General features: G+C 66.0%; 26 protein-coding genes and 1 pseudogene. 17 read left to right on the top strand and 10 right to left on the bottom strand.

Features of this window, described 5'->3' with window-relative positions:
- Positions 1-2 precede the first annotated feature (2 nt).
- Positions 3-1,664, bottom strand: coding sequence for an ABC transporter substrate-binding protein (locus tag KVT39_RS27060; RefSeq protein ID WP_217590620.1), 1,662 nt, complete (start codon positions 1,662-1,664; stop codon positions 3-5).
- 321 nt (positions 1,665-1,985) lie between these two features.
- Between KVT39_RS27060 and KVT39_RS27055 the strand changes: the two genes are divergently transcribed.
- Positions 1,986-2,393: a DUF427 domain-containing protein gene (locus KVT39_RS27055; RefSeq protein ID WP_105390868.1), complete on the top strand. Its 408-nt coding sequence runs from the start codon at positions 1,986-1,988 to the stop codon at positions 2,391-2,393.
- 174 nt (positions 2,394-2,567) lie between these two features.
- Complete coding sequence (locus KVT39_RS27050) at positions 2,568-3,560, top strand: sulfonate ABC transporter substrate-binding protein (RefSeq protein ID WP_217590619.1); 993 nt, start codon at positions 2,568-2,570, stop codon at positions 3,558-3,560.
- 27 nt (positions 3,561-3,587) lie between these two features.
- Here the strand turns inward: KVT39_RS27050 and KVT39_RS27045 are convergent, their stop codons facing one another.
- Positions 3,588-4,172 carry a putative glycolipid-binding domain-containing protein gene (locus tag KVT39_RS27045; protein ID WP_034179906.1) on the bottom strand — a complete coding sequence of 195 codons (585 nt, stop codon included), beginning with the start codon at positions 4,170-4,172 and terminating at the stop codon, positions 3,588-3,590.
- A gap of 133 nt (positions 4,173-4,305) precedes the next feature.
- On the opposite strand from KVT39_RS27045, the pseudogene KVT39_RS27040 reads away from it, so the two are divergent.
- Positions 4,306-4,425 (top strand): annotated as a pseudogene (locus KVT39_RS27040) (LysR family transcriptional regulator); the annotation flags it as partial.
- Between the two features lie 18 nt (positions 4,426-4,443).
- Here the strand turns inward: KVT39_RS27040 and potE are convergent.
- Together potE and KVT39_RS27030 are read right to left on the bottom strand one after the other, a co-directional pair.
- Positions 4,444-5,829, bottom strand: a complete 1,386-nt coding sequence (gene potE / locus KVT39_RS27035) for a putrescine-ornithine antiporter (protein ID WP_131947746.1) — start codon at positions 5,827-5,829, stop codon at positions 4,444-4,446.
- A gap of 46 nt (positions 5,830-5,875) precedes the next feature.
- Positions 5,876-8,176 (bottom strand): Orn/Lys/Arg decarboxylase N-terminal domain-containing protein, encoded by a 2,301-nt coding sequence (locus KVT39_RS27030; protein WP_217590618.1) that lies wholly within the window; start codon positions 8,174-8,176, stop codon positions 5,876-5,878.
- Between the two features lie 509 nt (positions 8,177-8,685).
- On the opposite strand from KVT39_RS27030, the gene KVT39_RS27025 reads away from it, so the two are divergent.
- Positions 8,686-10,866 carry an ornithine decarboxylase gene (locus tag KVT39_RS27025; protein WP_175748614.1) on the top strand — a complete coding sequence of 727 codons (2,181 nt, stop codon included), beginning with the start codon at positions 8,686-8,688 and terminating at the stop codon, positions 10,864-10,866.
- A gap of 21 nt (positions 10,867-10,887) precedes the next feature.
- Here the strand turns inward: KVT39_RS27025 and KVT39_RS27020 are convergent, their stop codons facing one another.
- The 3 genes from KVT39_RS27020 to KVT39_RS27010 all read right to left on the bottom strand — a co-directional run bounded on the left by KVT39_RS27020 (position 10,888) and on the right by KVT39_RS27010 (position 13,328).
- Positions 10,888-12,045 carry an iron-containing alcohol dehydrogenase gene (locus KVT39_RS27020; RefSeq protein ID WP_217590617.1) on the bottom strand — a complete coding sequence of 386 codons (1,158 nt, stop codon included), beginning with the start codon at positions 12,043-12,045 and terminating at the stop codon, positions 10,888-10,890.
- Positions 12,042-12,377, bottom strand: coding sequence for a putative quinol monooxygenase (locus KVT39_RS27015; RefSeq protein WP_105390862.1), 336 nt, complete (start codon positions 12,375-12,377; stop codon positions 12,042-12,044). The genes KVT39_RS27020 and KVT39_RS27015 overlap by 4 nt, the downstream gene beginning before the upstream one ends.
- A gap of 234 nt (positions 12,378-12,611) precedes the next feature.
- The gene (locus KVT39_RS27010) at positions 12,612-13,328 is read right to left on the bottom strand and encodes an SDR family oxidoreductase (protein WP_217590616.1); all 717 of its coding nucleotides are present in this window, start codon (positions 13,326-13,328) and stop codon (positions 12,612-12,614) included.
- Positions 13,329-13,461: 133 nt separating this feature from the next.
- Between KVT39_RS27010 and KVT39_RS27005 the strand changes: the two genes are divergently transcribed.
- The 5 genes from KVT39_RS27005 to KVT39_RS26985 all read left to right on the top strand — a co-directional run bounded on the left by KVT39_RS27005 (position 13,462) and on the right by KVT39_RS26985 (position 17,283).
- On the top strand, positions 13,462-14,439 hold the full coding sequence (locus tag KVT39_RS27005) for a LysR family transcriptional regulator (RefSeq protein WP_217590677.1): 978 nt from the start codon (positions 13,462-13,464) through the stop codon (positions 14,437-14,439).
- Positions 14,440-14,515: 76 nt separating this feature from the next.
- A complete protein-coding gene (locus KVT39_RS27000) occupies positions 14,516-15,904 on the top strand; it encodes a nucleobase:cation symporter-2 family protein (protein WP_034179914.1) in 1,389 nt (462 codons plus the stop codon).
- Positions 15,905-16,247: 343 nt separating this feature from the next.
- Positions 16,248-16,427, top strand: coding sequence for a hypothetical protein (locus KVT39_RS26995; protein WP_146120827.1), 180 nt, complete (start codon positions 16,248-16,250; stop codon positions 16,425-16,427).
- A gap of 61 nt (positions 16,428-16,488) precedes the next feature.
- The gene (locus KVT39_RS26990) at positions 16,489-16,725 is read left to right on the top strand and encodes a hypothetical protein (RefSeq protein ID WP_034180107.1); all 237 of its coding nucleotides are present in this window, start codon (positions 16,489-16,491) and stop codon (positions 16,723-16,725) included.
- 240 nt (positions 16,726-16,965) lie between these two features.
- Entirely contained in the window at positions 16,966-17,283 is a 318-nt protein-coding gene (locus tag KVT39_RS26985; RefSeq protein WP_034180108.1) for a hypothetical protein, read from the top strand.
- A gap of 480 nt (positions 17,284-17,763) precedes the next feature.
- On the opposite strand, the gene KVT39_RS26980 is transcribed toward KVT39_RS26985, so the two are convergent.
- Positions 17,764-18,003 (bottom strand): hypothetical protein, encoded by a 240-nt coding sequence (locus KVT39_RS26980; protein WP_034179915.1) that lies wholly within the window; start codon positions 18,001-18,003, stop codon positions 17,764-17,766.
- A gap of 317 nt (positions 18,004-18,320) precedes the next feature.
- Here KVT39_RS26980 and KVT39_RS26975 point away from each other — a divergent pair, with 317 nt between their 5' ends.
- The gene (locus KVT39_RS26975) at positions 18,321-18,725 is read left to right on the top strand and encodes an NUDIX hydrolase (RefSeq protein ID WP_217590615.1); all 405 of its coding nucleotides are present in this window, start codon (positions 18,321-18,323) and stop codon (positions 18,723-18,725) included.
- Positions 18,726-18,828: 103 nt separating this feature from the next.
- On the opposite strand, the gene KVT39_RS26970 is transcribed toward KVT39_RS26975, so the two are convergent.
- Positions 18,829-19,041 (bottom strand): hypothetical protein, encoded by a 213-nt coding sequence (locus KVT39_RS26970; protein ID WP_034180109.1) that lies wholly within the window; start codon positions 19,039-19,041, stop codon positions 18,829-18,831.
- Between the two features lie 434 nt (positions 19,042-19,475).
- Positions 19,476-20,408 carry a LysR family transcriptional regulator gene (locus KVT39_RS26965; RefSeq protein ID WP_034179917.1) on the bottom strand — a complete coding sequence of 311 codons (933 nt, stop codon included), beginning with the start codon at positions 20,406-20,408 and terminating at the stop codon, positions 19,476-19,478.
- 81 nt (positions 20,409-20,489) lie between these two features.
- Between KVT39_RS26965 and KVT39_RS26960 the strand changes: the two genes are divergently transcribed.
- The 7 genes from KVT39_RS26960 (at position 20,490) to KVT39_RS26930 (ending at position 26,441) form a co-directional block, all read left to right on the top strand.
- A complete protein-coding gene (locus KVT39_RS26960; RefSeq protein WP_175748619.1) occupies positions 20,490-21,440 on the top strand; it encodes a ketopantoate reductase family protein in 951 nt (316 codons plus the stop codon).
- Positions 21,437-21,835 carry a VOC family protein gene (locus KVT39_RS26955; protein WP_034179919.1) on the top strand — a complete coding sequence of 133 codons (399 nt, stop codon included), beginning with the start codon at positions 21,437-21,439 and terminating at the stop codon, positions 21,833-21,835. Before KVT39_RS26960 ends, KVT39_RS26955 begins: the two co-directional genes overlap by 4 nt.
- Positions 21,832-22,290 carry a MaoC family dehydratase gene (locus tag KVT39_RS26950; protein ID WP_217590614.1) on the top strand — a complete coding sequence of 153 codons (459 nt, stop codon included), beginning with the start codon at positions 21,832-21,834 and terminating at the stop codon, positions 22,288-22,290. Before KVT39_RS26955 ends, KVT39_RS26950 begins: the two co-directional genes overlap by 4 nt.
- Entirely contained in the window at positions 22,290-23,510 is a 1,221-nt protein-coding gene (locus KVT39_RS26945) for a CaiB/BaiF CoA-transferase family protein (protein WP_217590613.1), read from the top strand. Before KVT39_RS26950 ends, KVT39_RS26945 begins: the two co-directional genes overlap by 1 nt.
- Complete coding sequence (gene aroE, locus KVT39_RS26940) at positions 23,510-24,343, top strand: shikimate dehydrogenase (RefSeq protein ID WP_217590612.1); 834 nt, start codon at positions 23,510-23,512, stop codon at positions 24,341-24,343. Before KVT39_RS26945 ends, aroE begins: the two co-directional genes overlap by 1 nt.
- 19 nt (positions 24,344-24,362) lie before the next feature.
- Complete coding sequence (gene aroQ / locus KVT39_RS26935; protein WP_217590611.1) at positions 24,363-24,806, top strand: type II 3-dehydroquinate dehydratase; 444 nt, start codon at positions 24,363-24,365, stop codon at positions 24,804-24,806.
- 207 nt (positions 24,807-25,013) lie between these two features.
- Positions 25,014-26,441, top strand: a complete 1,428-nt coding sequence (locus KVT39_RS26930) for an MFS transporter (protein ID WP_034179922.1) — start codon at positions 25,014-25,016, stop codon at positions 26,439-26,441.
- The last annotated feature ends 49 nt before the right edge of the window (positions 26,442-26,490 follow it).

Below are 26,490 nucleotides of genomic sequence, written 5' to 3'. Positions count from 1 at the left end.
CGTCAATCCAGCCAGACGCCGTCGAACCGGTGCCCGCCGAGCGGCGAGAACGTCAGCCCGTGCACACGTTTCGACACCGGCAGCGACACGATCGACGTCGCGATCGGCGTGAACGGCACCTGGTCCTTGAACACCACCTGCGCCTGTTCGTACAGCGCCGTGCGCTTCGCGACGTCCGCATTCGAGCGCGCCGCGCTCACCAGCTTTTCGAAATCCTGATTGCACCACTTCGCGAGGTTGCTGCCATGCACCGCGTCGCAGCCGAGCAGCGTGCCGAGCCAGTTGTCGGGATCGCCGTTGTCGCCCGACCAGCCGTACAGGATCGCGTCGTGCTGCCCGTCGTGCTTCGCGCGGCGGTTGTATTCGCCCCACTCGTAGCTGACGATCTTCGCGCGCACGCCGATCTTCGCCCAGTCCTGCTGGATCAGTTGCGCCATCAACTGCGCATTCGGGTTGTACGGGCGCTGCACGGGCATCGCCCACAGCGTCAGGTCGAAGCCGTTCGGGAAGCCGGCCTGCGCGAGCAGCGCCTTCGCGGCGGCCGGATCGCGCGGCGCATCCTTCAGGCGCGGGTTGTACGACCATTGCGCGGGCGGCATCGGGTTCGTCGCGATCTTCGCGTCGCCGTTGAAGACGGTCTTCACGATCGCCGTCTTGTCGATCGCGATGTCGAGCGCGCGCCGCACGTCGACGCGATCGAGCGGCGCATGTTGCGTGTTGTACGCGACGAAACCGACGTTGAAGCCCATTCCCGAGAACAGTTCCAGCTTCGGGTCGCGCCGCACCGTGTCGAGATCGGCCGGCCGCGGGAACGCCGATACCTGGCACTCGCCGGCCACCAGCTTCTGCAGGCGTGCGGCCGGATCGGGCGTGATCGCGAACACGAGCCGCGCGAGCTTCACGTCGTCCGGCTTCCAGTAGTCGGGGTTCGCTTCGTAGCGGATCAGCGCATCCTTCTGGTACGTGCGCAGCAGGAACGGCCCGGTGCCGACGGGGAACTGGTTGATGTCGGCCTCGCGATGGCGTGCCGCGAGCTGCGACGCATATTCGGCCGACAGGATCGACGCGAACGCCATCGCGAGGTTGCGCACGAACACGACGTCGGGCGTCTTCAGCACGAAGCGCACCGTGTAGTCGTCGGCCTTGTCGATGCGCTCGACGTTGCGGTCGAAGCCGAGATCGCTGAAGTACGGGAAGCTGACCGGGTAGGCCTTGCGGAACGGATCGTCGGGATCGAGCATCCGGCGGAACGTGAACACGACGTCGTCGGCCTGGAACGGCCGCGTCGGCTTGAACCATGCGGTCGTCTGGAATTTCACGCCGCGCCGCAGGTGGAACGTGATCGTGCGCTGGTCGGGCGACATGTCCCAGCTCGTCGCGAGCGACGGTTCGAGATCGAGCGTGCCGCGCCTGAACTGCACGAGTCCGTTGTAGATCGTGTACGTGCTCGCGTCGAAATCGGTGCTCGTCGTGTGCTGGCCGGGATCGAAGCCGGCCGGGCTGCCTTCGGTGCAGTACACGAGCGTCTTGCCGGCCGGCGCGGCAAGCGCCTGCGTGGCCGCGCCGGCGAGCAGCAGCGATGCAGCCACGCAACGAAGTGCAACAACGGCATGCGGTGCGCGACGCACGCGACGTGCGGCTGACGAAACGAAAGAATGCTTCATGGTGGCGGAAAGGAGGAATGAGTCATGCGAATGACGACCGCCGATCTTCGCGCGCCTCCCGCCGATCGCTTACCAATTAATTCGGCGTTGCTTATCGCCGCGGGCGCATCCCGCTGCCCGTGCATGAATATGTCCGTGCAAGCGCCGGGGCATCGCCCGGCAGATCCTTCGCGCCACGCCAAAGCACGCGACCGCGCCACCGCCTTCCGGCCCCCTGCAGATTCTCCGGAATTGGCGCATCGTATCGGCTGGCAAACGCCGGCAAAGGCGCGCCGGGATCCGCCCGACGACGCCGCGCCGCCGATTCCTGGAGGACCCACGATGTCGATCAGCTCCGATACGCCCTCTCGTCCCGTGAAGTCGCCGGGCCCCGATCATCCGATCGCGATCGAGCCGCATCCGTCGCGCGTGGTGGTCACGGTGGCCGGCAAGGTCGTCGCCGATACGCGCCGCGCGCTGGCGCTGCGCGAGGCCAGCTATCCGGCCGTGCTCTACATCCCGCGCGAAGACGCCGACATGTCGCTGCTGCGCCGCACCGACCACGCGACGTACTGCCCGTACAAGGGCGACTGCGCGTACTACTCGATCCCGGCCGGCGGCGAACGCGCGACCAACGCGGTGTGGACCTACGAGCATCCGTATCCGGCCGTCGAAGCGATTCGCGGACACCTCGCGTTCTATCCGGACCGCGTCGATTCGATCGAGGAAAGCGCCGCAGACGCAGCCTGAGCGCCGCTGATTTGCATATGCGCATTCATTGGTTGGCCGCCGGCCCGCGCGGCCGTATCGTCCTGAATCCGGCGCGGGCCGGCCCGTTGCGAGCATCGCCCGCATCCGGCCCCGTCCTGCGCCGGCCGCGCCGCCTTGGCGCGCGGCCCGTGAACCCGCACGCAGGACACCCAGATGAGCGACACACCGCACGCAGACGTGGAAACGACCCCGGCGAACCCGCGCCGACGCCAATGGCTGCATGGCGCGGCCGCCGGGCTTGCCGGACTTGCGCTCGGGCCGCTCGCGACCCTGCCCGCACGAGCCCAGGACAACGGCACGCGGCTGCGCATCGGTTTCCAGAAATACGGCAACTTCGTCGTGCTGAAGGCCCGCGGCACGCTCGAGAAACGCCTTGCGAGCCAGGGCGTCGCGGTGCAATGGCTCGAATTCCCGGCCGGCCCGCAACTGCTCGAAGGGCTGAATGCCGGCGCGATCGACGTCGGCACGGTCGGCGAAACACCGCCGATCTTCGCGCAGGCGGCCGGCGTCGATTTCGTCTATATCGGCAACGAGCCGCCCGCGCCACAAGGCGAAGCGATCGTCGTGCTGCCCGATTCGCCGATCCGCAACGTCGCGCAGTTGCGCGGCAAGAAGGTCGCGTTCAACAAGGGCTCGAACGTCCACTACCTGCTCGTGAAGGCGCTGGAACATGCGGGCCTCGCGTATGCGGACATCCAGCCGATCTACCTGACGCCCGCCGACGCGCGCGCCGCGTTCGTGCAGCGCAGCGTCGATGCGTGGGTGATCTGGGATCCGTATCTGGCGGCCGCCGAACGGCAGCTCGGCGCGCGCGTGATCGCGAACGGCGAAGGGCTCGTGCGCAACACGCAGTACTACCTCGCCGCGCGCAAGTACGCGGCCGCTCACCCGCAGGTGCTGCGCGCGCTGCTCGACGAAGTCGACGCGGTCGATCGCTGGGCGCGCGACCACACGCCCGACGTCGCCGCGCAACTGTCGCCGCTCGTCGGCCTCGACGCGCCGACGCTCGAAGTCGCGCTCAAGCGCGCCGGCTACGGCGTGCAGCCCGTCACCGACGCGACGGTCGCGTATCAGCAGAACATCGCCGACACGTTCAGCACGCTGAAGCTGATTCCGGGCAAGCTGACGGTCGCCAACGCGCGCTGATGTGTCGCCGACACACGATGCGACGCGTTACGGCGCAGGCGCCGCGCCGATGCGCCGCCATTCGTCGTAGTCGATGACGAGGCCGGCTTCGTCGATCGCGATATCGGCCGCATAGGTGCCGCTCTCGTAGCGATACACGTGTGGCGCCGTATGCGTATAACGCTGCTCGCCGCGCACGATGGCGAAATCCGGAAAGCGCAGCCATGCGGTATGGATCGTCGCAGCGTCGCCGACGGCCAGCGCCAGCCGCCGGATCGGCAGCGTATTGGTCGACGGGCTGAAACCGAGGTCGATGTCGGTCGCGCCCGCGAGCATAGACGCGTCGACGCCGTCGATCGTCCAGCGCCCTTCCTCGCATGCGAGGTCCAGTTGTTGCGGTGGCAACGTGCCGAGCCAGCGTGTCACGCGCGCCGAGCGCGTGAGCCAGTCGGCGCCGCATGCGATCGCATAGTCGATGCGAAACGGCGCGCCGTCGATTGCACCCGACACCGAACCCGACAGATCGATTCCCGTTCGCGTCTCCGCGAGCCGGCACCATTCGGCCGCCTGCCACGTCTGCGCGATCTGCCATGCGACGCATCGCGTGCGCATCGCTTCATCCTGTTGCGTCATGTCGCCGTCTCCTGTCGGTCGCGCGAATGCCGATTTTCGCTCATCGCTTCGATGAACACACGCGGCTTCGGTGACGCGGTACGCTGGAGCCGGTCGTCCGCGGGACGTCAGGATTCTTCCGCTGAACGAGAACCCCGACTTCGCGCTCAACGCGCTCGTGCAGGCGCAGCGGCCGCTGCCGCCGCGCGTGCGCGCTGTCGTCGACTTGCTGAAGAAGAAAATCCCGCCGCTGCCGAAGCGGCGCGTCCGTTAGCAGCAGAGAACCCCGCCCTCACGCCTGCAGCGACTTCCCCGGTTCCTTCACGTGCGCGTCGACTTCCATCTGGTAGAAGCGCGCGCTGACGAAGCCGAACAGCGTCCAGCCCAGGAACACGCACAGGCCGCCGAGCATCAGCGCCTGCTCGCCCGAGCTGACGAGCGCATAGAAGCTGTACGCGGTGGCGACCATCGCGATCACGTTCGTCACCAGCGCCTTGGCCGGCGGCACTTTCGCGACCTTCTGGATCGTGATCAGCGCGGCCATCGACATCACGTACGGCACGAGGTTCGTGACGACCGCGAGATCGACGATCTTCTGGAACTGGCTGCTCAGCTCCGGGCTGATCGTCATCAGCGCCAGCACGACCTGCGCGACGAGCAGGATCACCATGCCGACGATCGGCGTGCCCGTGCGCGTCGCACGCGCGAACACCGGCAGGAAGTAGCCGACGTCCGCCGAGCTCTTGAACACCTGCGCGACCGTGAACTGCCAGCCGAGCAGCGAGCCGATGCACGCGATCACCATCAGCGCGGTGACGATCGTGCCGACGGTCGGCGTGAACATCGTCGCGAACGCGATGCCGAACGGCGCGTTCGACTTCGCGAGGATCGCGTTCGGCACGATCCCCGCGATCACGTTGGTCGACACGATGTAGAAGATCGCCGATGCGATCGTGCCGCCGAGCACGGCGATCGGCACGTTGCGCTCCGGGTTCTCCACCGCATCCGAGTTCGCGCACGCCGATTCGAGCCCGAGGAACGCCCACAGCGTCACCGCGATCGAACTGCCGACGGCCGGCCCGAACGACATGCCGTGCGGATTCCACGCAGCGCCCCAGGTCGCGCCGCTGAACCAGAACCAGCCGATCAGCGACACGATGACGACCGGAATGATCACGCCCCATACGGTCACCGAGCCGATCCGGCCGGTGATGCGCGAGCCGCCGAAGTTCGCGACCGTCGTCAGCACGAGCAGGAAGATCGTCCACAGGCCCGTCTGCAGCGGCGACAGCGTCGCGTCGAACAGCACGGTGCCATAGCCGACCGCCGTGACGCCGATCGCGACGTTGGCGATCACGAGCGACAGCCCGTACGTGTAGTTCGCCATGTAGTTGCCGGCCTTGCCGAACGCGTATTCCGCGTAGCCGCCCATCCCGCCCGGCTTGCGGCTCAACATCCCGCAGCGCGCGAACGCATAGGCCAGCGCGAGCGAGCCGCCGGCCGTGACGATCCACGACAGCAGCGAGATCGTGCCGACCTGCGCAAGCTTCGCCGGCAGCAGGATGATGCCGGAGCCCATCATGTTGACCGCCGTGAGGATGGTGAGCTGCCAGACGTTCATCCGGTTCTTCGCCGCGGCCGCCGGGGCCGCGGCGGACATGCTCGCTGCGTTTTCCATGATCTCGATCCTTCGATGTGATGCCGCCGCGCGGCCGGTCGCTCGTTCAGGCCGTCAGGCAGTACACGCGGTACGTGCCGTCCTCGACTTCCACGCCGTGCGTGTCGTGCGCGAAGCCCGGAAAACGGCGGTCGTACGCTTCGAGCGCCTTCAGGTAGCCGAGCACCGGGCCGCCTGCCGGCCCCGCGTTCTCGCCGGGCATCAGCAGCGGAATGCCCGGCGGATACGGCACGACGCCGGTGGCGACCGTACGACCGGCCAGCTCGTCGAGCGTGACCTGCTCGACGCGGCCCTGCACGAGATGCTCGTATGCGCGCACCGGGCTCATCTCCGGCTTCGGCAGGATCGAGAACGCCTCCGACATCAGCCGCGTCGTGCCGAGCTGCTCCATCGCCGCGAACATCGTGTCGGCCAGGTCCTTCAGCCCCATGCCCGCATAACGCGCGCCGTGTTCCTTCGCGAGCGACGGAATCGCCATGTCGAGCGACAGGTTCGCGTCGTAGTCGCGCTTGAAGTCGCACAGCGCGCTGACGAGCGAGCCCCACTTGCCCTTCGTGATGCCGATCGAGAACAGGAACAGGATCGTGAAATCGGTCGTCTTCTCGACGACGATCCCGCGCGCATCGAGATAGGCCGTGACGACGCTCGCCGGAATGCCGACCGGCATCAGGCCGCCGGCCGGCGCGACGCCCGGCGTGACGATCGACACCTTGATCGGATCGAGCATGCAGTAGCCGTCCTCGATATTGCCGAAGCCGTGCCATTGCGCGCCGGGGCGCAGCACCCAGCACGACGGATCGCTCGCGAGCAGCTCGGGCGGCGCATCGTGGAACGGCAGCGTGCGGCCCGTGCGTGCCTCGAGCACGGTGTCGGGCTGCCAGCATTCGAAGAACCAGTCGCCCTTCGCGTCGAACTCGTTGTTCATCCGCGCGATCATCTGCCGGAATGCGACGGCCTCCTCGATCGACTCGTGCGTCAGCGCTTCGCCGCCGGGGCCGTCCATCATCGCGGCCGCGACGTCGTTCGACGCGATGATCGCGTAGTTCGGCGACGTCGACGCGTGCATCATGAACGTTTCGTTAAACTGAGCATGCGGAATCGGGCTGCGGCCGTCGCGCACGTGGATGTACGACGCTTGCGACAGCGCGGTCAGCAGCTTGTGCGTCGACTGCGTCGCGAACACCGTGGGCCGGTCCGCACGATGGTCGCGCGGGTCGCCGTGCATCGCATGGCGGTCGCGGTAGATCGGGTTGAAGCGCGCGTAGCCGTACCATGCTTCGTCGAAGTGCAGGCGGTCGACGCTCGCGCCGAGCAGTTCCTCGACGCGCGCGACGTTGTAGCAGAGGCCGTCGTAAGTCGAGTTCGTGACGATCGCGTGCTTCGGCTGGCGATCGGCAAGCCCGGCCGCGAGCGGGTTCGATGCGATCGCCTCGCGGATCGCCACCTGCGTGAGGCGCTCGGACGCGATCGGCCCGATGATCCCGTAGCGGTTGCGCGTCGGTACCAGGTACGTCGGGATCGCGCCCGACATCGTGATCGCATGCTCGGCCGACTTGTGGCAGTTGCGGTCGCACAGCGCGATCTGGTCGCGGCTCACGCTCGCCATCAGGATGATGCGGTTCGACGTCGACGAGCCGTTAGTCACGTGATACGTGCGATGCGCGCCGAACACGCGCGCCGCGTAGCGCTCGCTTTCGCCGATCGGGCCCGAGTGGTCGAGCAGCGAGCCGAGTTCGCCGACCGAGATCGACAGGTCGGAGCGGAACAGCGATTCGCCGAAGTATTCGAAGAACGCGCGGCCGACCGGCGACTTCAGGAAGCCCGTGCCGCCCGTGTGGCCGGGCGTATGCCACGAGTATTCGTAAACACGCGAGAACTTCGCGAGCGCGCCGAACATCGGCGGCAGCACGGTCGAGCGATAGCGTTCGATCGCCGCGTGGATGCGCCCGCCGATGAAGTCGGCCGTATCCTCGAGCAGCCACACGAAATCGTCGACCTGGCCCATGACCGCGGACGGCACCGACGACGCGACGCTGCGGTCGGCCAGCAGGAAGATCGGCACGTTGGCGTTGCGATGCCGGATCGCTTCGACCACCGCCTCGGACGGCCCGTGGCCATCCACGCCGAGATCCCAGTCGAGCAGCACGCACTGGATCGACGGATCGGAACGGATCAGCATGATCGCATCGTCGGCGGATGTCGCCGTGAGCACGTCGATGTCGCGTTGCGCGAGCTCCGCGCTCAGTGTGCGGACCGCGCGCCCGGTCGCCGTTTCCTGCGTGATTTCGTCGTCGACCAGCAGCGCACGCATGCCGAGACGACGAACGCCTCCGGTGGATGTATTCATGATGTTGCCCTCGCTGTTCCGATGCTTCGTTGGTGTTGTTCGTCTCACGAGCACGCGGACAGCAGGCCACGGTCGGCGACATGAGACGCTCGTCATTCCGGTTTGATTCGCCATCCGATTCGGATGCCGACTATGCCATGGATGCCTTTCGATGAAAAGCCGACGATTCGGCAAAATCGTCGATCCCTTTCAAATCGGATTTCATAATTGGATCATTTTTATGTGCATTGCAGCACGCCAATTCCCGCTTGTTTGATCCTACTCATCTTTCAATGACATTGCCGTTTCCGGTCGATTGAATTCGCCGGATTTTGTTGCTACGATCGGCTGCGTCGCGCACTGACCGTCGGCAGCCGAGCCTCGCTGCGCAAGGCTGATTCGTGCGGTGCGCATTCGGCATTCAGCATTCGCGGGAGCGTTTCAATCGGCTGCAGCGCGTATCGGATTACGCGGATTGCGCGCCGGCGTGAATGCGGCTCCCGTTTCCGCACATTTACGGGAGAATTCGCGTGAGCCTGTTGAAAATCGCAGTCGAGCCGGCGCTGATTGGCGCCTTCCTCACCACGCACGAACAGGTCGACGTATTTCAGACCGATTTCACGAATATCGCGGCAATCGTGGTCGGAATCGATTCGGCGCAAAAAATCCTGAAAGCCGTCGAACGAACCGGCTTCGCGATTCCGTTCTTCGTCGCGGTCGAGCCCGACCAGGAAGTGCCGCCGTCGGTCCTGCCGAGCGCGAGCGGCGTGATCCAGCTCGGGCACGGCAGCCGCCACTATTACGGCCGGCAGATTTCAGCCGCCGCCGATATCTACAGCGAGAACCTGCTGCCGCCGTTCTTCAAGGTCATGCGCGAATACGTGCAGCGCGGCTACGTCGAGTTCGACTGCCCCGGCCACCAGGGCGGCCAGTTCTTCTCGAATCATCCGCTCGGCCGGATGTTCGTCGACTTCTTCGGCGAGACGCTGTTTCGCGCCGACCTCTGCAACGCGGACGTCCGGCTCGGCGATCTGCTGATCCACGAAGGCCCCGCGCTGGAAGCGCAGCGCAACGCCGCGCGGATCTACAACGCCGACAAGACCTGGTTCGTGCTGAACGGCACGTCGACGTCGAACAAGGTCGTCACGAGCGCGCTGCTCGCGCCCGACGATCTCGTGCTGTTCGATCGCAACAACCACAAGTCGGTGCACCTCGGCGCGCTCGTGGTGTCCGGCGCGCGGCCGGTCTACCTCGAAACCGCGCGCAACGCGTGGGGCCTCATCGGCGGCGTCGACAGCGCGGCGCTCGACGAAACACGCATTCGCGACGCGATCCGCGACGTCGCGCCCGAGCGCGCCGACCTGCCGCGCCCGTTCCGGCTCGCGGTGATCCAGCTCGGCACCTACGACGGCACGATCTACAACGCGCGGGAAATCGTCGACCGGATCGGGCATCTGTGCGACTACATCCTGTTCGATTCCGCGTGGGTCGGCTACGAGCAGTTCATCCCGATGATGCAGGACTGCTCGCCGCTGATGCTGACGCTCGGCCCCGACGATCCCGGCATCTTCGTCACGCAGTCGGTGCACAAGCAGCAGGCCGGCTTCTCGCAGACGTCGCAGATCCACAAGAAGGACAGCCACATCGAAGGCCAGAAGCGCTTCTGCGATCACCGGCGCTTCAACAACGCGTACATGATCCATGCGTCGACGAGCCCGTTCTACCCGATGTTCGCGGCGCTCGACGTCAACGCGCAGATGCATGCGGGCCCGGCCGGCAAGCGCCTGTGGCGCGACTGCGTCGCGCACGGCGTCGATGCACGCAAGCTGCTGCTGAAGACCTGCCGCCAGATCCGCCCGTTCGTTCCGCAGCATGTCGACGGCCGCCCGTGGGCCGACTACCCGACCGAGCAGATCGTCGACGACCTGCGCTTCTTCCGCTTCCATCCGGCCGACACGTGGCACGGCTTCGAAGGCTATGCGAACGACCAGTACTTCGTCGATCCGTGCAAGCTGCTGCTGACGACGCCCGGCATCGATCGCGACACGCACGAGTACGCGCCGTTCGGCGCGCCGGCGCCGATCCTCGCGCGCTACCTGCGCGAGCACGGCGTCGTGCCCGAGAAGGCCGACCTGTACACGATCCTGTTCCTGCTCACGCCGTCGGAAAGCCTCGGCAAGCTGCAGCATCTGATCGCGCACCTCGCGCAGTTCGAACGCCACCTCGACCAGGACACGCCGCTGCGCGAAGCGATCCCGTCGTTGTGCGAAGCGTATCCGGAGCTGTACGGCAACATGCGCCTGCGGCAGTTGTGCCAGCGCATGCACGATTTCTACCGCAGCCACGACATGAAGCATCTGCAGAAGCAGATGTTCCGGCGTGCGCAGTTCCCGAAGCAGGCGATGCTGCCGCAGGCCGCGAATGCCGAGCTGATCCGCAACAACGTCGAACTCGTCACGCTCGATCGCATCGAAGGCCGGATCGCGACCGAAGGCGCGCTGCCCTATCCGCCCGGCATCTTCTGCGTGGTGCCCGGCGAAGCGTGGGGCGGCCCGGCGCTCGACTACTTCCGCGCGCTCGAAGCCGGGATCAACGCGCTGCCCGGTTTCGAGCCGGAGATTCAGGGCGTCTACCTGCAGACGAAGCCGGACGGCACGAAGCAGGCATCGGCGTACGTGGTGGCCGACCACCCGAGCGCGTCGCGGGCCTGAGCGCGCAGCTTGTCCGCCGCATCACCACGCCTGCCGATAGATCGCCAGCGCGTCGGCCTCCGTCACCTCGCGCGGATTGTTCACGAGCAGGCGCGTCTGCAGCATCGCGTCCGACGCCATCCTCGGCAGGTCGCCCTCGCCGATGCCGACTTCGCGCAGCGTGCGCGGGATGCCCGTCGCCGCGATCAGCCGGTCGATCTCCGCGATCAGCGCATGCGTTCTCGCTTCGTCGCTGCCCGTCGCCGACGGCGCGACGATCGCCGCGAGTTCCGCATACAGCGGCGCGGCGGCCGGCGCGTTGAAGCGCAGTACGTGCGGCAGCACGAGCGCATTCGACAGCCCGTGCGGCACGTGGAAGATCCCGCCGACCGGATAGGCCAGCGCATGCACGGCCGCGACCGGCGCGTTCGCGAACGCCTGCCCGGCGAACATCGCGCCGACCAGCATCGACTCGCGTGCGTGGCGGTTGCGGCCGTCGTCGCAGGCCGCGAGCAGGTTGCGCGACAGCAGCGTCAGCGCGTGCACGGCCAGCATGTCGGACACCGGATTCTTCAGCCGCGCGGACGTATAGGCTTCGATCGCATGCACCATCGCGTCGATGCCCGTCGCGGCCGTCGCCGCTCGCGGCAGGCCGAGCGTCAGCTCGGCATCGAGGATCGCGACGTCCGCGAACAGGTGCGGCGACACGACGCCCATCTTGCGCGCCTCGCCGACCGTGACGATCGATACGGCCGTCACTTCGGAGCCCGTGCCGGCCGTCGTCGGCATCTGCACGAGCGGCAGCCGCACGCTCGCGACCTTGTCGACGCCGTACATGTCGGCCAGCGCCTGCTGCCCCGGCGCGAGCACCGCGATCAGCTTCGCAACGTCCATCGACGAACCGCCGCCCAGGCCGAGCACGATCTCGGCATCGGCCGCGACGGCCCGCGCGGTCGCTTCGAGCACCACGTGCTCGGGCGGATCGGCGATCACGTCGTCGATCACCGTGACCTGCCAGCCGTGCGCGGCGAGGCTCTCCAGCGCGGGCGCGAGCACGCCGCTGCGATGCAGGAACGCATCGGTGACGACGCACAGCCGCACGAGCGCCGGAAAGCGTTCGCGCAACAACGCGCCGAGCCGGCGCGCGGCGCCGAATTCGACGATCTGCGTCGGAACGGTACGGAATTGAAACGGGTTCATCGAGTGCCTCCCGGTGGCGTCGCCGTGCCGGTGTCCGGCTGCACCATGTAGCGCGACACGTCGCGGCGATCGAGCAACGGAATGATCGCCCCGACACCGATGCGCTGGAAATGCGGCGTTTCCCGATGCACGTCCAGGCCGTCCGCGTCGCGGTAACGCTCGAGGATCACGATGTGATCGGGATCCTCCGGTGACCGGAAATACGCATAGTCGAGATTCTTCGGCTCGGCGCGCGTCGCGGGCGCGAGCTCCGCGAGCAGTTCGATCACGCGGTCGCCGTTGCCCGGCTTCGCGTAAAAATGTGCAATGACCTGCAGGTAAGGTTCATTCATGCGGGGCTCCGTGTTCGACAATCGCCCGTCGCGACGGGGGCGCACGCAATCCGCTGCGAACCGGATGGATTCAAACGCGATGGCGCGACACCGTGTCACTGACTCGTCGTCGCATTGTATTGAATCGGCAATACCTTCGCAGCGCCGTGACCGAACTGCGAAAAACATGTCGAATCTCGCTGCATATTCACGACGCGTCGGTTCGTAACCCTCCGCCCACCGACACGCCGACGACTACCACGGCACCGTCCGCCCCAGATAGTCGAGGTATTCGAGCCCGGGGCGCGCCCGCTTCGCGATCAGCACGTCGACGAGGCTCGGCACGCTCTCGTCGATGGTCAGGCGCGCATCGGGCCCGCCCAGCTCCGTGCGGACCCAGCCGGGCGCCATCAGCGCCAGCGCACGCGGCGTGTCGGCCTGCCGCGCCGCGAAGCTGCGCATGAACTGATTCAGCGCGGCCTTGCTGCCGCGATAGACCTCGCGCATCCCGCTGACATTGTTCGCGACGCTGCCCTGCCCCGACGACATCGCACCGATCAGGCCGTCCGCGGTCACGAGATCCTGCAACGCCTCGATCACGCGCATCGGCGCAAGCGCATTCGTGATCATCACGCGCACGAATTCGTCGGTCGTCACTTCGCCGATCGTTTCGTTCGGGTCGTTGGTCGTCCCCGCATTCACGAACAGCATGTCGAAGCGCCCGCCCGACAGGCGCTCGCGCAGCGCCGCCAGTTGCGCCGGCTCGCAGATGTCGAGCGTATCGATCCCGAGCCGGCCGTCGACGCGGTCCGCCAGGTCGTGCAGCTTCGTGCGTCCCGATCCTGCACGCACGGTGCCCGTTACGTTCCAGCCCTTGTTCAGGAATTGCTCCGCCATCGCAAGCCCGAGGCCGCGCGAAGCCGCGACGAGCAGGATCGAGAGTGCGTTGGGGTTCGATACGGTCGATTGCATGGTTGCCGCCTTTGCCGGGTTTCACGATGCGCCCACTATAGGCGCGCACCGGACCATGCACCAGACGCACCGGATACAATCGATAGTTGCATCGAACGCCATGCCAGACCGCGCAGTGGCGTATCCTGTCCGCATGGAAGACATCGACCTGAACCTCGTTACCGCGCTCGACGCGCTGCTGTCGGAAGGCAGCGTGACGGGTGCCGCGCGCCGGCTTGGCCTGAGCACGTCCGCCATGAGCCGCACGCTCACGCGGCTGCGGCTCTCCACCGGCGATCAATTGCTCGTGCGCGCCGGGCGCAAGCTCGTGCCGACGCCGCACGCGGCCGCGTTGCGCGACCGCGTGCATGCGATCGCGAGCGACGCGCGCGCCGTGCTGCGGCCGGCGACGGCCGACGTGGACATGGCGACGCTCGCATCCACGTTCACCATTCGTGCGTCGGCGTCGTTCATGGAAATGCTGTCCGGCCCGGTGGTCGCCGCGATCGGCGAAGTCGCGCCGCACGTGCGCATCCGCTTCGTGCCCAAGCCCGACCGCGATCCACAAGCGCTGCGCGACGGCACCGTCGATCTGGAAATCGGCAAGCGCGGCGACGACGCACCCGAGCTGCACACCCGCATGCTCGGTCACGACTGGCACGTCGCGGTGGCGCGCGCCGGACATCCGCTGTTCGCGTCGGCCAGGATCACGCCCGCACGCTATGCGGCCTGCCGTCAGGTGATCGCATCGCAGCTCGGCGATTTCGGCGGACCGGCCGACGACTCGACCGACCGGGCCGGGCCGGGCCAGACCGTGCACGTCGTCGTCCCCGGCTACCCCGATGCAATGCGTGTCGCGGCCAGCACCGACCTGATCGCGCTGGTGCCGCGCTCGAGCCTCGGCAACGTGTTCACATCCGGGCTCACGGAAGCCCTCGGGCTGCGCAGCTTCGAGATCCCGGTCCGCCTGCCCGCGATCCTCGTCGCCGCGCTGTGGCATCCGCGCAATCACGGCGATCCCGTCCATCGCCGCCTGCGCGACGCGGTGATTGCGGTCTGCCAGCGCGCGTATCCGGATTCCCGCGCGCCACGCACACCGGCGCGCAGCGCGGGAACACGCACGGCCGGCTGACGCAGGGCGCCCCGGCGGCTCCCGCGGGCCCTTCGGCTAAAATGCCGCACTTTCCACCTTGTCCGGCCCGCTCGCCATGCAACCCGCTTCCCACGCCCAACCCGCCTCCCACGGCGCCGACGCCGCAGAATCGGCCCGCGATCTCGTCTACGGCCCGAACGACCGGCCCGCGCCGATGGTCGCCTTCGTCGCCGCGCTGCAGCACCTGCTGGCGATCATCGTGCCGATCGTCACGCCCGGCCTGCTGATCTGCCAGGCGCTCGGCGTGTCCAGCCGAGATACGACCCTGATCGTGTCGATGTCGCTGGTGATTTCCGGCATCGCCACCTTCGTCCAGTGCAAGCGCTTCGGGCCGCTGGGCGCCGGCCTGTTGATCGTCCAGGGCACCAGCTTCAACTTCGTCGGCCCGCTGATCGCGGGCGGCAGCCTGATGGTCAAGCAGGGCACGCCGGTCGAGACCGTGATGGCCGCGATCTTCGGCGTCGTGATGGCCGGTTCGTTCGTCGAGATGGGCGTGTCGCGCATCCTGCCGTTCGTGAAGCGCCTGATCACGCCGCTCGTCACCGGCATCGTCGTGCTGCTGATCGGCCTCACGCTGATCAAGGTCGGCCTCATCAGCATGGGCGGCGGCTTTGGCGCGATGGCCAAGGGCACGTTCGCGAGCGCGGAGAACCTGACGCTGTCCGGCCTCGTGCTCGGCACGATCATCCTGCTGAACCGCGTGCCGATCGTCTGGGTGCGCAGCACCGCGCTCGTCATCGCGCTCGCGATCGGCTACCTCGCGGCTGCGTTCCTCGGCCGCCTCGACTTTACCGGCATGCACCAGGCCGCGCTGTTCCAGGTCCCGACGCCGCTGCATTTCGGCATCGGCTTCTCGTGGTCGCTGTTCGTGCCGATGCTGATCATCTACCTCGTCACGTCGCTCGAAGCGATCGGCGACGTCACGGCCACCAGCAAGATCTCGAACGAGCCGGTCCAAGGGCCGGTGTGGATGCAACGAATCAAGGGCGGCGTGCTCGTCAACGGCGCGAACTCGCTGCTGGCCGGCGTGTTCAATACGTTCCCGAGCTCCGTGTTCGCGCAGAACAACGGCGTGATCCAGATCACCGGCGTCGCGAGCCGCCATGTCGGCATCTGGATCGCGGGGATGCTGGTGGTGCTCGGCCTGTTCCCGGTCGTCGCCGGCGTGCTGCAGGCCGTGCCGGAGCCCGTGCTCGGCGGGGCGGCGATGGTGATGTTCGGCGCGGTGGCCGCATCGGGCATCAACATTCTCGCGGGCGTCCAGCTCGACCGCCGCGCGCTGCTGATCATCGCGGTGTCGCTGGCGCTCGGCCTCGGCGTGTCGCAGGTGCCGGACATTCTGAACAGCCTGCCGCACGCGCTGAAGAACGTGCTGGAATCGGGCGTCGCAACGGGCGGCATCTGCGCGCTCGTGATGAACTGGTTCCTGCCGGAAAAGAAGTAAGGACGGAATGCGCGGCAACCGCGCGGTGTTTCAGGCACCGCGTCGGCCAGCCCGCACGCCGGTTCAACCCGCCCGCGCCAGACCGCCACAGCCTCGCACCAGAGGCGATCCGCGTCGCCCGAAATAAGATGGCCACCCGAAGGGCGACGCGCGTATGATGAACTCATCAGGGCATTCGTGAGCCGTTCGACTGCTCGCCCTCCATCTCCCCTCTTGCTGCATCGCGCTCACGTTCGCGCGCAGCGTTACGCCTTTCGCCCCACCCCGTCGCGCCACACTGGCGATACTGGCCGGACGCGTTCGTCCCCGCGATTCGTCGCGACCGAACGTTCAGGAGCTCGTCATGAGCGTGCGTCTCTATCGTGGATTCGCATATTGCCCGCTCATTTGTCCCCATGTGCCGGCGCAGAACGGCCGCCCGCATGACGACGACGCCGGCTTCGTCACCGTGGTCGAGATTTTACGTGCGGGCACTGACGACAACATCGCTCGAAATTGGCCCGCACGGCGGCTTTTCGAGTGAAATCAAACGTGCTGGCCGTGCAGCAAGCCAAGAAGTGAACCATAACCGGGAGTCGAAAAACATGAGCTGGTACTGCGATGTGGAGCGCGAACTGGCTCATATCAGGGGAGCGATCGGACTGCTCGAGCAGACACACGACGCCTTCACCAACCGATCGCCGGTGAGCGATCCGGCGTATTGGCGAGTCAAGCTCGACACACTCCGGACACGATTCGAGCGCAATAAGGTACTTGAATACCAGATCACCGAGCTTTCCGCTCGCCTCGATCGAATCCGGGATCCGAACTTCCGCAAATAAGAATCTGCCACGCACGTCCGAGAATTCGGTTGCACATCAATTCGGGACCCAACACATCTTGAATGCCGGATTGCAGGCTGCAGAACAGCTCGGCGAACGCAGGATCCGCGGCGGCGGCCGTCGCGCGAGTCGCCTTGACCCGGCCTTACTCGCGAGTCGGTTCGTCATCCATATCGTTTTTCCGGCATGCATCCCGGGAAGCAGCCAAACCGGGCTCATGCCGGACTTCGGAGCAACATCATGACTGACGCCAACCCGAACAGCACCTTCCGGCACCTTCCACTGACGCCCGAACAGGATGCGGAAATCCGGCACTACATCAGGAAGAAAGAACAACGGGGCGAACCATGGGACACCCCGGAGCTGGAGACGATGCTCAGGGACATGCTCGATCCTCCCGTCAATGACGACGAGGAGCCCGACGCCGACGTCGAGGAAACGAAGCTGGCCTGCGAGTACGCATTGGCCTCGATCGACGAGGCCATGGAACCTGTTTCCGCGAGTGAGGAACGAAACGCGGCAATGGAAGCCGAGGAGATGAAACACCCCAGGCGGTAGCGCGCGTCCAGATCCGAAAGTCGAACCGAAGCTGCGCCGCCGTCCCGATCTTCATCGCCTTTGTGTCGCCCTTCCGCATCGTTGCCGCTTGCAAAAGGTGGAGCGAATGCGTCGGGCACGATCCTGACGCCGCAAGCTGAATCGACACCGGGCCCGAAGACGGGCGATGTCGCGCAAAGCCCGGTCGACGCGAGCGAACTCCGTGGAGACTCGCCCCAGGCAAGCGTTGCCTTCAACCTGGAGGCCAGCCATCCTTTCGCCCACTTTGCCGCGTATGCAACTGCATCGTCACGCGCCTCGAAGCCGGCCAGATCGCCGCTGGTTTTCGCTTGTCCCTGACGGCGGACGCGATCGCGGATTGCTTCCGATCCGATCGCAGGCATGACACCTGCATCGAGTGCGTTTCGCCATCCTGACCGAATCCCTTTCGAGCAAACCGCGGCGGAGCACGACCGGTGCAGACGACCGCTCAGAAGAAGTTCAGTGCGCCCATAGCTGGCCACGCCGCTCGATCGAGGCCACAACGATATTCAACACATGGCGGACGACGTCCTCACCCGTCATACCCGCATCAAGGTACTGGCGCACCTTCATGATCTGCGGCTGATGAGAACCGTCATCGTTGTCCATCACGAAAATGCTGGCCGTCGCGGTGTCGGTCATCAGGGCTACCTGAATGGTCTTGCCGCAAACGATCGTTTGCATGCTTAGGGTAGTCATCGCCGTGTCCGGTCTGGTTATTGGGGTCTCAAGTATGCGCCCCTATACCCGGGCGAATCCTCCTGTAAGCGCTCCATTTCCAGTCGATTCGCGGGTTATTCGCTCGCTGCGAGCAGCTTTGACTTATCGGTGCAATTTCGGTGCCGATCGCTCGGGTTTGTTTTGCATCTCGGATTCAACCCGTCGGTTCCCGGTGCTCGCATTAGTCATCCTGGACATGACCGGTTTCCGTATGATCGAGCGGCTCCGGCAGATGCCGTCTTGGCACCGTGATTAACGCTGGCTAGAATCACGCCAGTGTCCATGCTCCCGAGCCCATGAGTTCTCTCCAACCGACCGAAGTACCCGTTAAAGAACGAGCGACGATCGTCTGCTACCGCGACGGCCAGGTGTTGCTCGTCGCGCGCGCGTCGTCGCGCTGGGCCCTTCCGGGCGGCACGATCAAGCGCGGGGAAACGCCGCTCGAAGCGGCGCATCGCGAGTTGTGCGAAGAAACCGGCATGACCGGCCAGCACCTCGTTTACTCGATGCATTTCACCGGGCTCGCGAAGGTACATCACGTGTTCTTCGCGGAAGTCGGCCCGGACCAGACGCCGCAAGCGAACAACGAGATCGAGAAATGCCGGTGGTTTCCAGTCGACGGCGTCGACAAACTGCGCGCGAGCATCCCGACGAAGCGAATCGTCGAACTCGTCCATAACCACGAAATCCGCAAGTCGTAGCCCGCACGAATCCCGTCGGCTCGTGCGCATAGAGGACAAGCGCATTCCCGAGCCGTCGCCGGCCCGAGTCGTTTTTCGTGGATCACAACGGCCGCGCGGCCGCTCAGTGCGCGCGCTTTCTTCGTAACTCGTGCGTGGAATAAACGACGAGGAAGATGCCCAGCATCGCGGCACCGGACGCCATGAAGTCGTTTGCGGTTCCCGAGCTGTGCAGGGACGTCGGGAAGATGCCGAGACTCAGTCCTGCGGCGGCAAGAAGCAATCCTGCAGCCACACCCCAGATCGGTCCGGCGGTCTTTTCGATTTTATTTTTCATGCAGCACCCGTCTACAGTCATTACCTGGTCGGTATCGGCAAAACGCGCCTCGCCTACCACCAGTAGTTCCACTATAACCGGGAAATAATTCGCAAACTTTCAGTGCTTTTCCCGATCAAGTTTGCTCGTTTACGGCCGCTGTGCAGCGCCGGCGCCGCGGCGCAAGTGCGCGCCATCCGAAGCACGCCGATTCGCAGGAAAGCGGGATGGCGGAAGGCAGCGGACTACAACTACTGCTCACATTGAACCGGCAGGTAGGACTCCCGCAGTCGCAGATGGCTCGCTACCCATGATCCTACCCAACGCGCGCGACTCGCCCCAACCCGTTGCCAAACGCCTCCTCGAAAATCGGCCACGGCACTAGCCACAGGCTTCGAACCCGGCGTGCTGCCCGACACGGATAGATCCAAGCAACGCGGAATAAGCGCACATCCCTACGCTGTGGACGGATGCGAGGCGCCGAACAGTTGAATCACGACGCCGCGCAGCCACCGGTTGCCGGCCTCGTGGTGATAGCGCGCATGCCAATGCTGCCGTACCGCGAAGCCTTCGACCGGGATCGGGCACGCATGAACCGCCAGATCGCTCGCCTGAGCCAGTGTCTGGCCGATATGACGGGGTAGCGTCGTGATCAGGTCGGTCGTCTGGACGATCGCACCCAGCCCCAGAAAACCCGGTAACTCCAGCACCACGTCTCGCTCGATGCGCGCCTGCCGCAGCGCCTGTTCGAGGAGTTGCGCCCCGGTTCCCGCGGTAATGGCGACATGTCCTTCGGAACGATACTGCTTCGCCCCGAGGCGACCGCGAATCCTTGGGTGATGCCGGTTGGCCAGACATACCCAGTCCTGGTCGTACAGCTTCTGCTGATAAATGCCGCCGCCTAGCCACGGCACATAGCCGATCGCGAGATCGGCTTCGCCGGATTCGAGCGCGCGCTCCGTATTGCCGTCGATCCGTGCGGCTTCCAGCCGGACGCCGGGCGCCTGCGCGCGGACATGGGCCAGTAGCCGCGGGAGCAGCGTGATGTGGCTCGCGTCGGTCATGCAGATGCGAAAGCGTCGCTGGGCCGTCGCAGGATCGAACGCGATCTCCCATGCAGTGAAGCGCCGCAGGGATTCGAGAATTTCCCGGCATGGCCCGATCAGCGCGTCGGCTTGCGGCGTCGGCGCCATGCCGCCGGGCGTCCGGATGAAGAGCGGATCGTGCAGGTGTTCCCGCAAGTGCCCGAGCCAGATGCTGACCGTCGGCTGGCTCTGGCCCAGTTGCTCGGCGACGCGCGTGACGCTGCGCATGTCGTACAGGAGATCGAAAAGCTGAAGCAGCTTCAGGTCGGGCAGATCGGCTGGCATCGCGGCGTTATTGTCCATGGCAATGACGCCATTGTATCCATTGCATTGTCGGCATGAGCGGCGACTCCTATCGTGGTGCCATACGTCAAGGAGAAGCCATTGAAAATAGCGATTCTGGGGGCTGGCGCGCTGGGCTGCGCGATCGGCGCCACCCTTACCCAAGGCGGCCACGAGACCTGGCTGATCGACCGCTCGCCCGCGCACGTCGATGCGATGCGCGGTGACGGCCTGCGCGTCGACGACGCGGGCGGCACCCGCCACGTCCGCGTTCACGCGACGACTCGGGTTGCCGATGTCGGCGTGGCCGACCTGGTGGTGGTGCTGGTCAAGTCGTTCCAGACCGATGCGGCCATCCGCGGCGCCCAATCGCTGGTGGGGCCGGATACCGCCGTGCTGTCGCTGCAGAACGGCCTCGGACACGAGGACATCCTGATCGACGTCGTCGGCCGCGAGCGCGTCCTCGCGGGCAAGACCTACGTCGGCGGCGTGCTGCGCGGCGCGGGTCACATCGAATCCGGCGTGATCGGCAAAACCACCTATATCGGCGAACTCGACGGCCGCGTCACACCGCGCGTGCAGGCGATCGCCGCCGCGTTCGATGCCGCCGGCCTCGCCACGACGATCAGCGACAACATCGTCGGCACGATGTGGGACAAGCTGCTGGTAAATGTCGCGACGGGTGCGCTGACGGGGCTGACCGGCCTCACCTACGGGCAGCTTTACGACGAGGCGCTGCTGAAGGCGACGTCGCTCGCGGCCGTGGCCGAGGCGATCGCGGCGGCGCAGGCAGCCGGCGTGAAGCTGTCGATGACCGATCCCGAACAGGCCTGGACGCTCGCCGCCGAGGGGCTGCCCGCGTCCTTCAAGACGTCGATGCTGCAAAGCCTGGAGAAGGGCTCGATCACCGAGATCGACTTCATCAACGGTTCGGTCGTGCGCTGCGGGCAGCGCTACGGCGTGCCGACCCCGGTGAATGCCACGCTCGTCGCCTGCATCAAGGGGCTCGAGCGCGCGATGGCCGATCGCCAGCGCGAGGAGGCTGCAGCATGAGTGCCCCGAAAGCCTATCTGGAACACGTAGCGATCTGGGTGAAGGACATCCGCTGGCACATCCGCTTCTTCGAGGACGTGCTCGGCATGACCCTGCGCGAAGTGGACGGCACGCTCGACGCACCGCGGCAGTACTGGACGCTCGGCGGCCTGCAGTTCATCCACGCGCCGGAACACGATGGCCCGGAAGGCCGGCTCGCCCATCTCGGCGTGATGTGCGAGGACCTGGAGGCCGCACTGGCCGCGGCACAACGATTCGGCGTGACGGAGATGCCGCAGGGGCGGAACTGGCTTCGCCTGCCCGACGGGCTCGCCGTCGAACTGATCCAGGCCAGGCCGGCTTCCTGCGTCGCGCAGGCACTGGCGATCAACCCGCGCGCGGAGGCACGGCCATGACGATCGCCGAGAAATACTGGGACGACGCCCGCGAGGGTGACACGTGCACGAGCCCGAGCTACATCGTGACCAAGGAGCGCATTCTCGCGTACGCCGACCTCACCGGCGACCATACGCCCGTCCACGTGGACGAGGAATACGCAAACGCGAGCCATTTCGGCTGCCTCGTCGCACACGGACTGTTCGGCCTGTCCATCGCCGACGGCCTGAAGACGCAGAGCGACTATCGCTTTCTGCCGGGCATGTCGCTCGGCTGGACCTGGGATTTCCTGCTGCCGATCAAGGTCGGCGACGTGCTGCACGTGAAATTCCGCGTCGGTTCGATGCGGGCCAGCAAGAGTCGCCCGGATTGGGGCATCGTCGTGCTGCCGTCGGAGCTGATCAATCAGGACGGTCAGGTCGTTCAACACGGCGAGCATCGCCTGATGGTGCCGCGCCGCCCGGAGGCACTGTAATGCAGGCTCGCCCACTCGAAGGCATTCGCGTCGTCGACTACAGCCACTTCCTTGCCGGGCCGTATGTCGGGCGCTGTCTCGCGGCGCTCGGCGCCGAAGTCATCAAGGTCGAGCGCCCCGGGTCAGGCGACGCCGGACGCCAGCACGCGACCGTGCTCGACGACCAGCAAAGCGGCTACTTCCTGCAGCTCAACATGGGCAAGCGCGGCGTGAGCGTCAACATGAAGGACGCGCGCGGCAAGGCGTTCATGCAGCGGCTGTGCGACTCCGCCGACGTGTTCATCGAGAACTATCGGCCGGGCGCGCTGGACAAGCTCGGGCTCGGCTATGCCGAACTGTCGGCGCGCAATCCGCGCCTCGTCTACTGTTCGATTTCGGCGTACGGGCATACCGGTCCCGATGCGCATCGCGCAGGCTTCGGGCTGATCGCGGAAGCCAAGAGCGGAATCATGCAGATGGTCGGCACGCCGGGCGAGCGGCCGCCGCTGCTGCGCATCTCGCTCGGCGACATGTACACCGGCATTCATGCGGTCGCGGCCATCAACGCCGCGCTGCTCGGGCGCGTGAAGAGCGGCCGCGGGCAACACATCGACATGGCGCTGTACGACACGCTGGTATCGATGCACGAATATGCGGTGCAGTGCTACACGCTGCAGGGCGTGCTGCCCGCGCAGACCGGGCACGACATGCCGACCTCGACGCTCTACGGCGTATTCCGCGCCGCGGACGGCGATCTCGTGATCGCCGCGCAAGTCGACGACGCGTGGAAACGCTTCGCCGATCTGATCGCGACGCACGGCGGCCCGGCGGATTTCGGCGCCGACACACGGTTTCACGACAGCACCGGCCGCAACGCGCACCGCGCGGAGATTCTGTCGGCGGTCGAGCCGTGGGTGGCCGCGCGTTCCGTCGCGTCGGTGCTCGAACTGCTGGACGGCATCGACGTTCCGTGCGCGAAGGTGCAGCGCATCGACGAGGTATTGAACGATCCGCAGATCCAGGCGAGAGGCATGGTCGTCGAGCAACAGCATCCGCGCTACGGGACACTGCGCCTGCCCAACCTGCCGTTCCGGTTTTCCGATTGCGATACGACGATTCGCGACGTCGCGCCCGATCTCGGGCAGCACAACGCGGAAGTCGCGCGCTCCCTCGGGTTCGATTCGGCCGAAATCGATGCGATGCAGGCCGACGGCGTCCTCTATTCAAAAGCGAGCCAATGATGACCGACCAGTACGCGGTGATCGGCAATCCGATCGGACACACGAAATCCCCGCTGATTCACGGCCTTTTCGCGCAGGAGACGCGGCAGGACCTCAGCTATACGGCCATCGAGGGGCCCGTCGAGCCGGCAGGCGCTTTCGCTGCCGCGGTTCGCGCGTTTTTCGAGGGCGGCGGCAAGGGCATCAACGTCACTGCGCCGTTCAAGCTCGACGCGTTCGCGATGGCGGACGAACGCAGCGAGCGTGCGCAGCTCGCGGGCGCGGCCAACGCGCTCAAGTTCGACGGCGGCCGCATCCTGGCCGACAACTTCGACGGCATCGGACTGGTTCGCGATATCGAAGCGAACCTCAATCTGCCGATGGCCGGCAAGCGTGTCCTGGTGCTCGGTGCAGGCGGCGCGGCACGCGGCGCGCTTTTACCGTTCCTCGAAGCCGGACCGGCCGAACTGGTCATCGCGAATCGCGACGTCGACAAGGCGCGCGCATTGGCCGCGCAGGTTGCCGGACGCGGTCCGCTCATTGCCGGCGGCTACGCAGACCTCGCACGGATGGGGCGTTTCGACCTGATCGTCAATGCGACGTCGGCCAGCCTGACCGGCGACCTGCCGCCGGTCCCGCCGAGCGTGTTCAGTCCGGCCGGCACGGCCTACGAACTTGCATACGGCAAGCGTCTGACGCCGTTTCTCCGGCTCGCGAAAAACGCAGGCGTACACGGAATCGCGGACGGCGTCGGCATGCTGGTCGAGCAGGCGGCCGAAGCGTTCGCGTGGTGGCGCGGCGTGCGCCCCGAGACCAGTTCGGTGATCGATCGGCTGGCCGTGCCCTTTGATTGAACACGCAATGGAGATTCGCATGAAGAAGATCCTGATGCTGCACGGCATCAATCACAACATGTTCGGCAAGCGCGACCCGGCACAGTACGGGACGATCACGCTCGCACAGATCGATGCACGGCTGCAAGGGTTGGCGGAGGAACTGGGTGTACAGGTGGACTCGTTCCAGACAAACAGCGAAAGCGCGATGTGCGAGCGCATTCATCGCGCCTTCGAGGAACGCCAGGATGCGGTGCTGATCAACGCGGGCGCATGGACGCATTACAGCTACGGCATTCGCGATGCCCTTGCCATCCTCACGTGCCCGATCGTCGAACTGCACATGTCCAACATTCATGCACGCGAGCCGTTCCGGCATCACTCCGTCCTGGCCGAGATCGTCAGCGGGCAGATTTGCGGTTTCGGTGTTCAAAGCTATCTGCTGGCGCTGAGGGCCGCGGTCTCGGCGCTCGGCGAGGAATAGGCCGATTCCCGTATCGGCTGCCGATGCGGGACCGACGCACATGCGCAATCGCTGCCGGGTGCACGGCGTTGCGCACCGCGGTTGCTCGCCGCGCGTCGTATCGATCGGCCTCGGTCAGGTCACACAACGGAGTCGATACATCGGGCAGTGACGACTCCCCGCATCACCCGCGTTGCCCGGCACACATATCAATATCTGGAGACGACGATGACCACGACCTTGCGAGACGAGCCCCGGGGCAGGCACCAATCGAGAAAAGCCGCCATCAGCGGCTGGATCGGCTCGGTGCTCGAATACTACGATTTCTTCATCTACGCCACGGCATCGGCGCTGATCTTCCCGCAGATATTCTTTCCGCACGGCAGCCCCACGACAGCCATCATCGCGTCGCTGGCCACTTACGGTGTCGGCTATGTGTCCCGCCCGATCGGCGCGTTCGTGCTGGGCCATCTCGGCGACACGCGCGGACGGAAAACCGTCCTGCTTTTCTGCATGTTCCTGATGGGAATCTCGACCGTCGGAGTCGGCCTCCTGCCGACCTATCAGCAAGCCGGGCTGATCGCGCCGGCATTGCTGGTGACGCTTCGCCTGCTGCAGGGTTTCGCCGTGGCCGGCGAGATCACCGGCGCGAGCTCGATGATCCTGGAGCACGCGCCGTTCGGTCGACGCGGATACTTCGTCAGCTTCACGCTACAGGGCGTGCAGGCCGGGCAGGTGCTGGCCGCCGCCGTGTTCCTGCCGCTCGCCTACTACATGCCGTCCGCGCAATTCGATAGCTGGGGCTGGCGCATTCCGTTCCTGCTGAGTGCGCTGGTCATCGTTGCGGGCTTGATCATTCGCCGCGAGGTCGACGAGTCGCCGGCCTTCGACGAAGCGGTACGCAACCGGTCGCAAGCCGGCTCGCCCGTTGCCGACGCTTTCAGGCACCACTTTCCCGACATGGTGCGCGTCGCGTGCATGTCGATGATGAACGTGATTCCGGTCGTCGCCACGATCTTCGGCGCAGCCTATGCGGTCCAGCCGGCGTATGGAATCGGATTCCAGAAAGATATCTATCTCTGGATCACGGTGGTGGGCAATATCGTTGCGATGATCGTGATTCCGTTCGTCGGCAACCTGTCCGACCGGGTCGGACGCCGGCCGCCGATCATCGTCGGCTCGCTGGCCGCCGGGCTGCTCGCGTTCGCCTACCTGTATGCGATCAGCATCCGGAACGTGCCGCTCGCATTCGCGATGTCGATGCTCATGTGGGGTGTCGTGTATCAGGGCTACAACGCCGTATTTCCCGCCTTTTATCCGGAACTCTTCCCGACCCGCACGCGCGTCTCGGCAATGGCGATCGCGCAGAACCTCGGTACCGCAGCCACGGCGATGCTGCCGGCTCTGTTCACGGCGGTCGCGCCGCCCGGCGGACACCACGTCTGGCTGATCGTCGGTGCGATCGCGTTCGGCATCACCGTGATTGCGTCGCTCGCAGCCTTGAGCGCACGCGAGACCCATCGTGTCCCTATGAACGACCTGGGACGAGCGAACGCTCAACCGGTCGACACGGCAGAATACGACCGGCTGCGCGTCGCGGCGATGTCGCGCAATCGCATCGTGCGCGAACACGTGCCAGGATCCGTCGGCAGCTAGCCGGCACTCGACGGGGCGTCGTGTTCGGCGCCCCTTCCGCCAATCATTT

Origin of the sequence: Burkholderia sp. GbtcB21 (assembly GCF_019091065.1) — a bacterium.
GTDB lineage: Bacteria > Pseudomonadota > Gammaproteobacteria > Burkholderiales > Burkholderiaceae > Burkholderia > Burkholderia pyrrocinia_C.
Note: the sequence above shows the minus strand (reverse complement) of the source record. Positions and strands in the feature narration are given on the sequence as shown.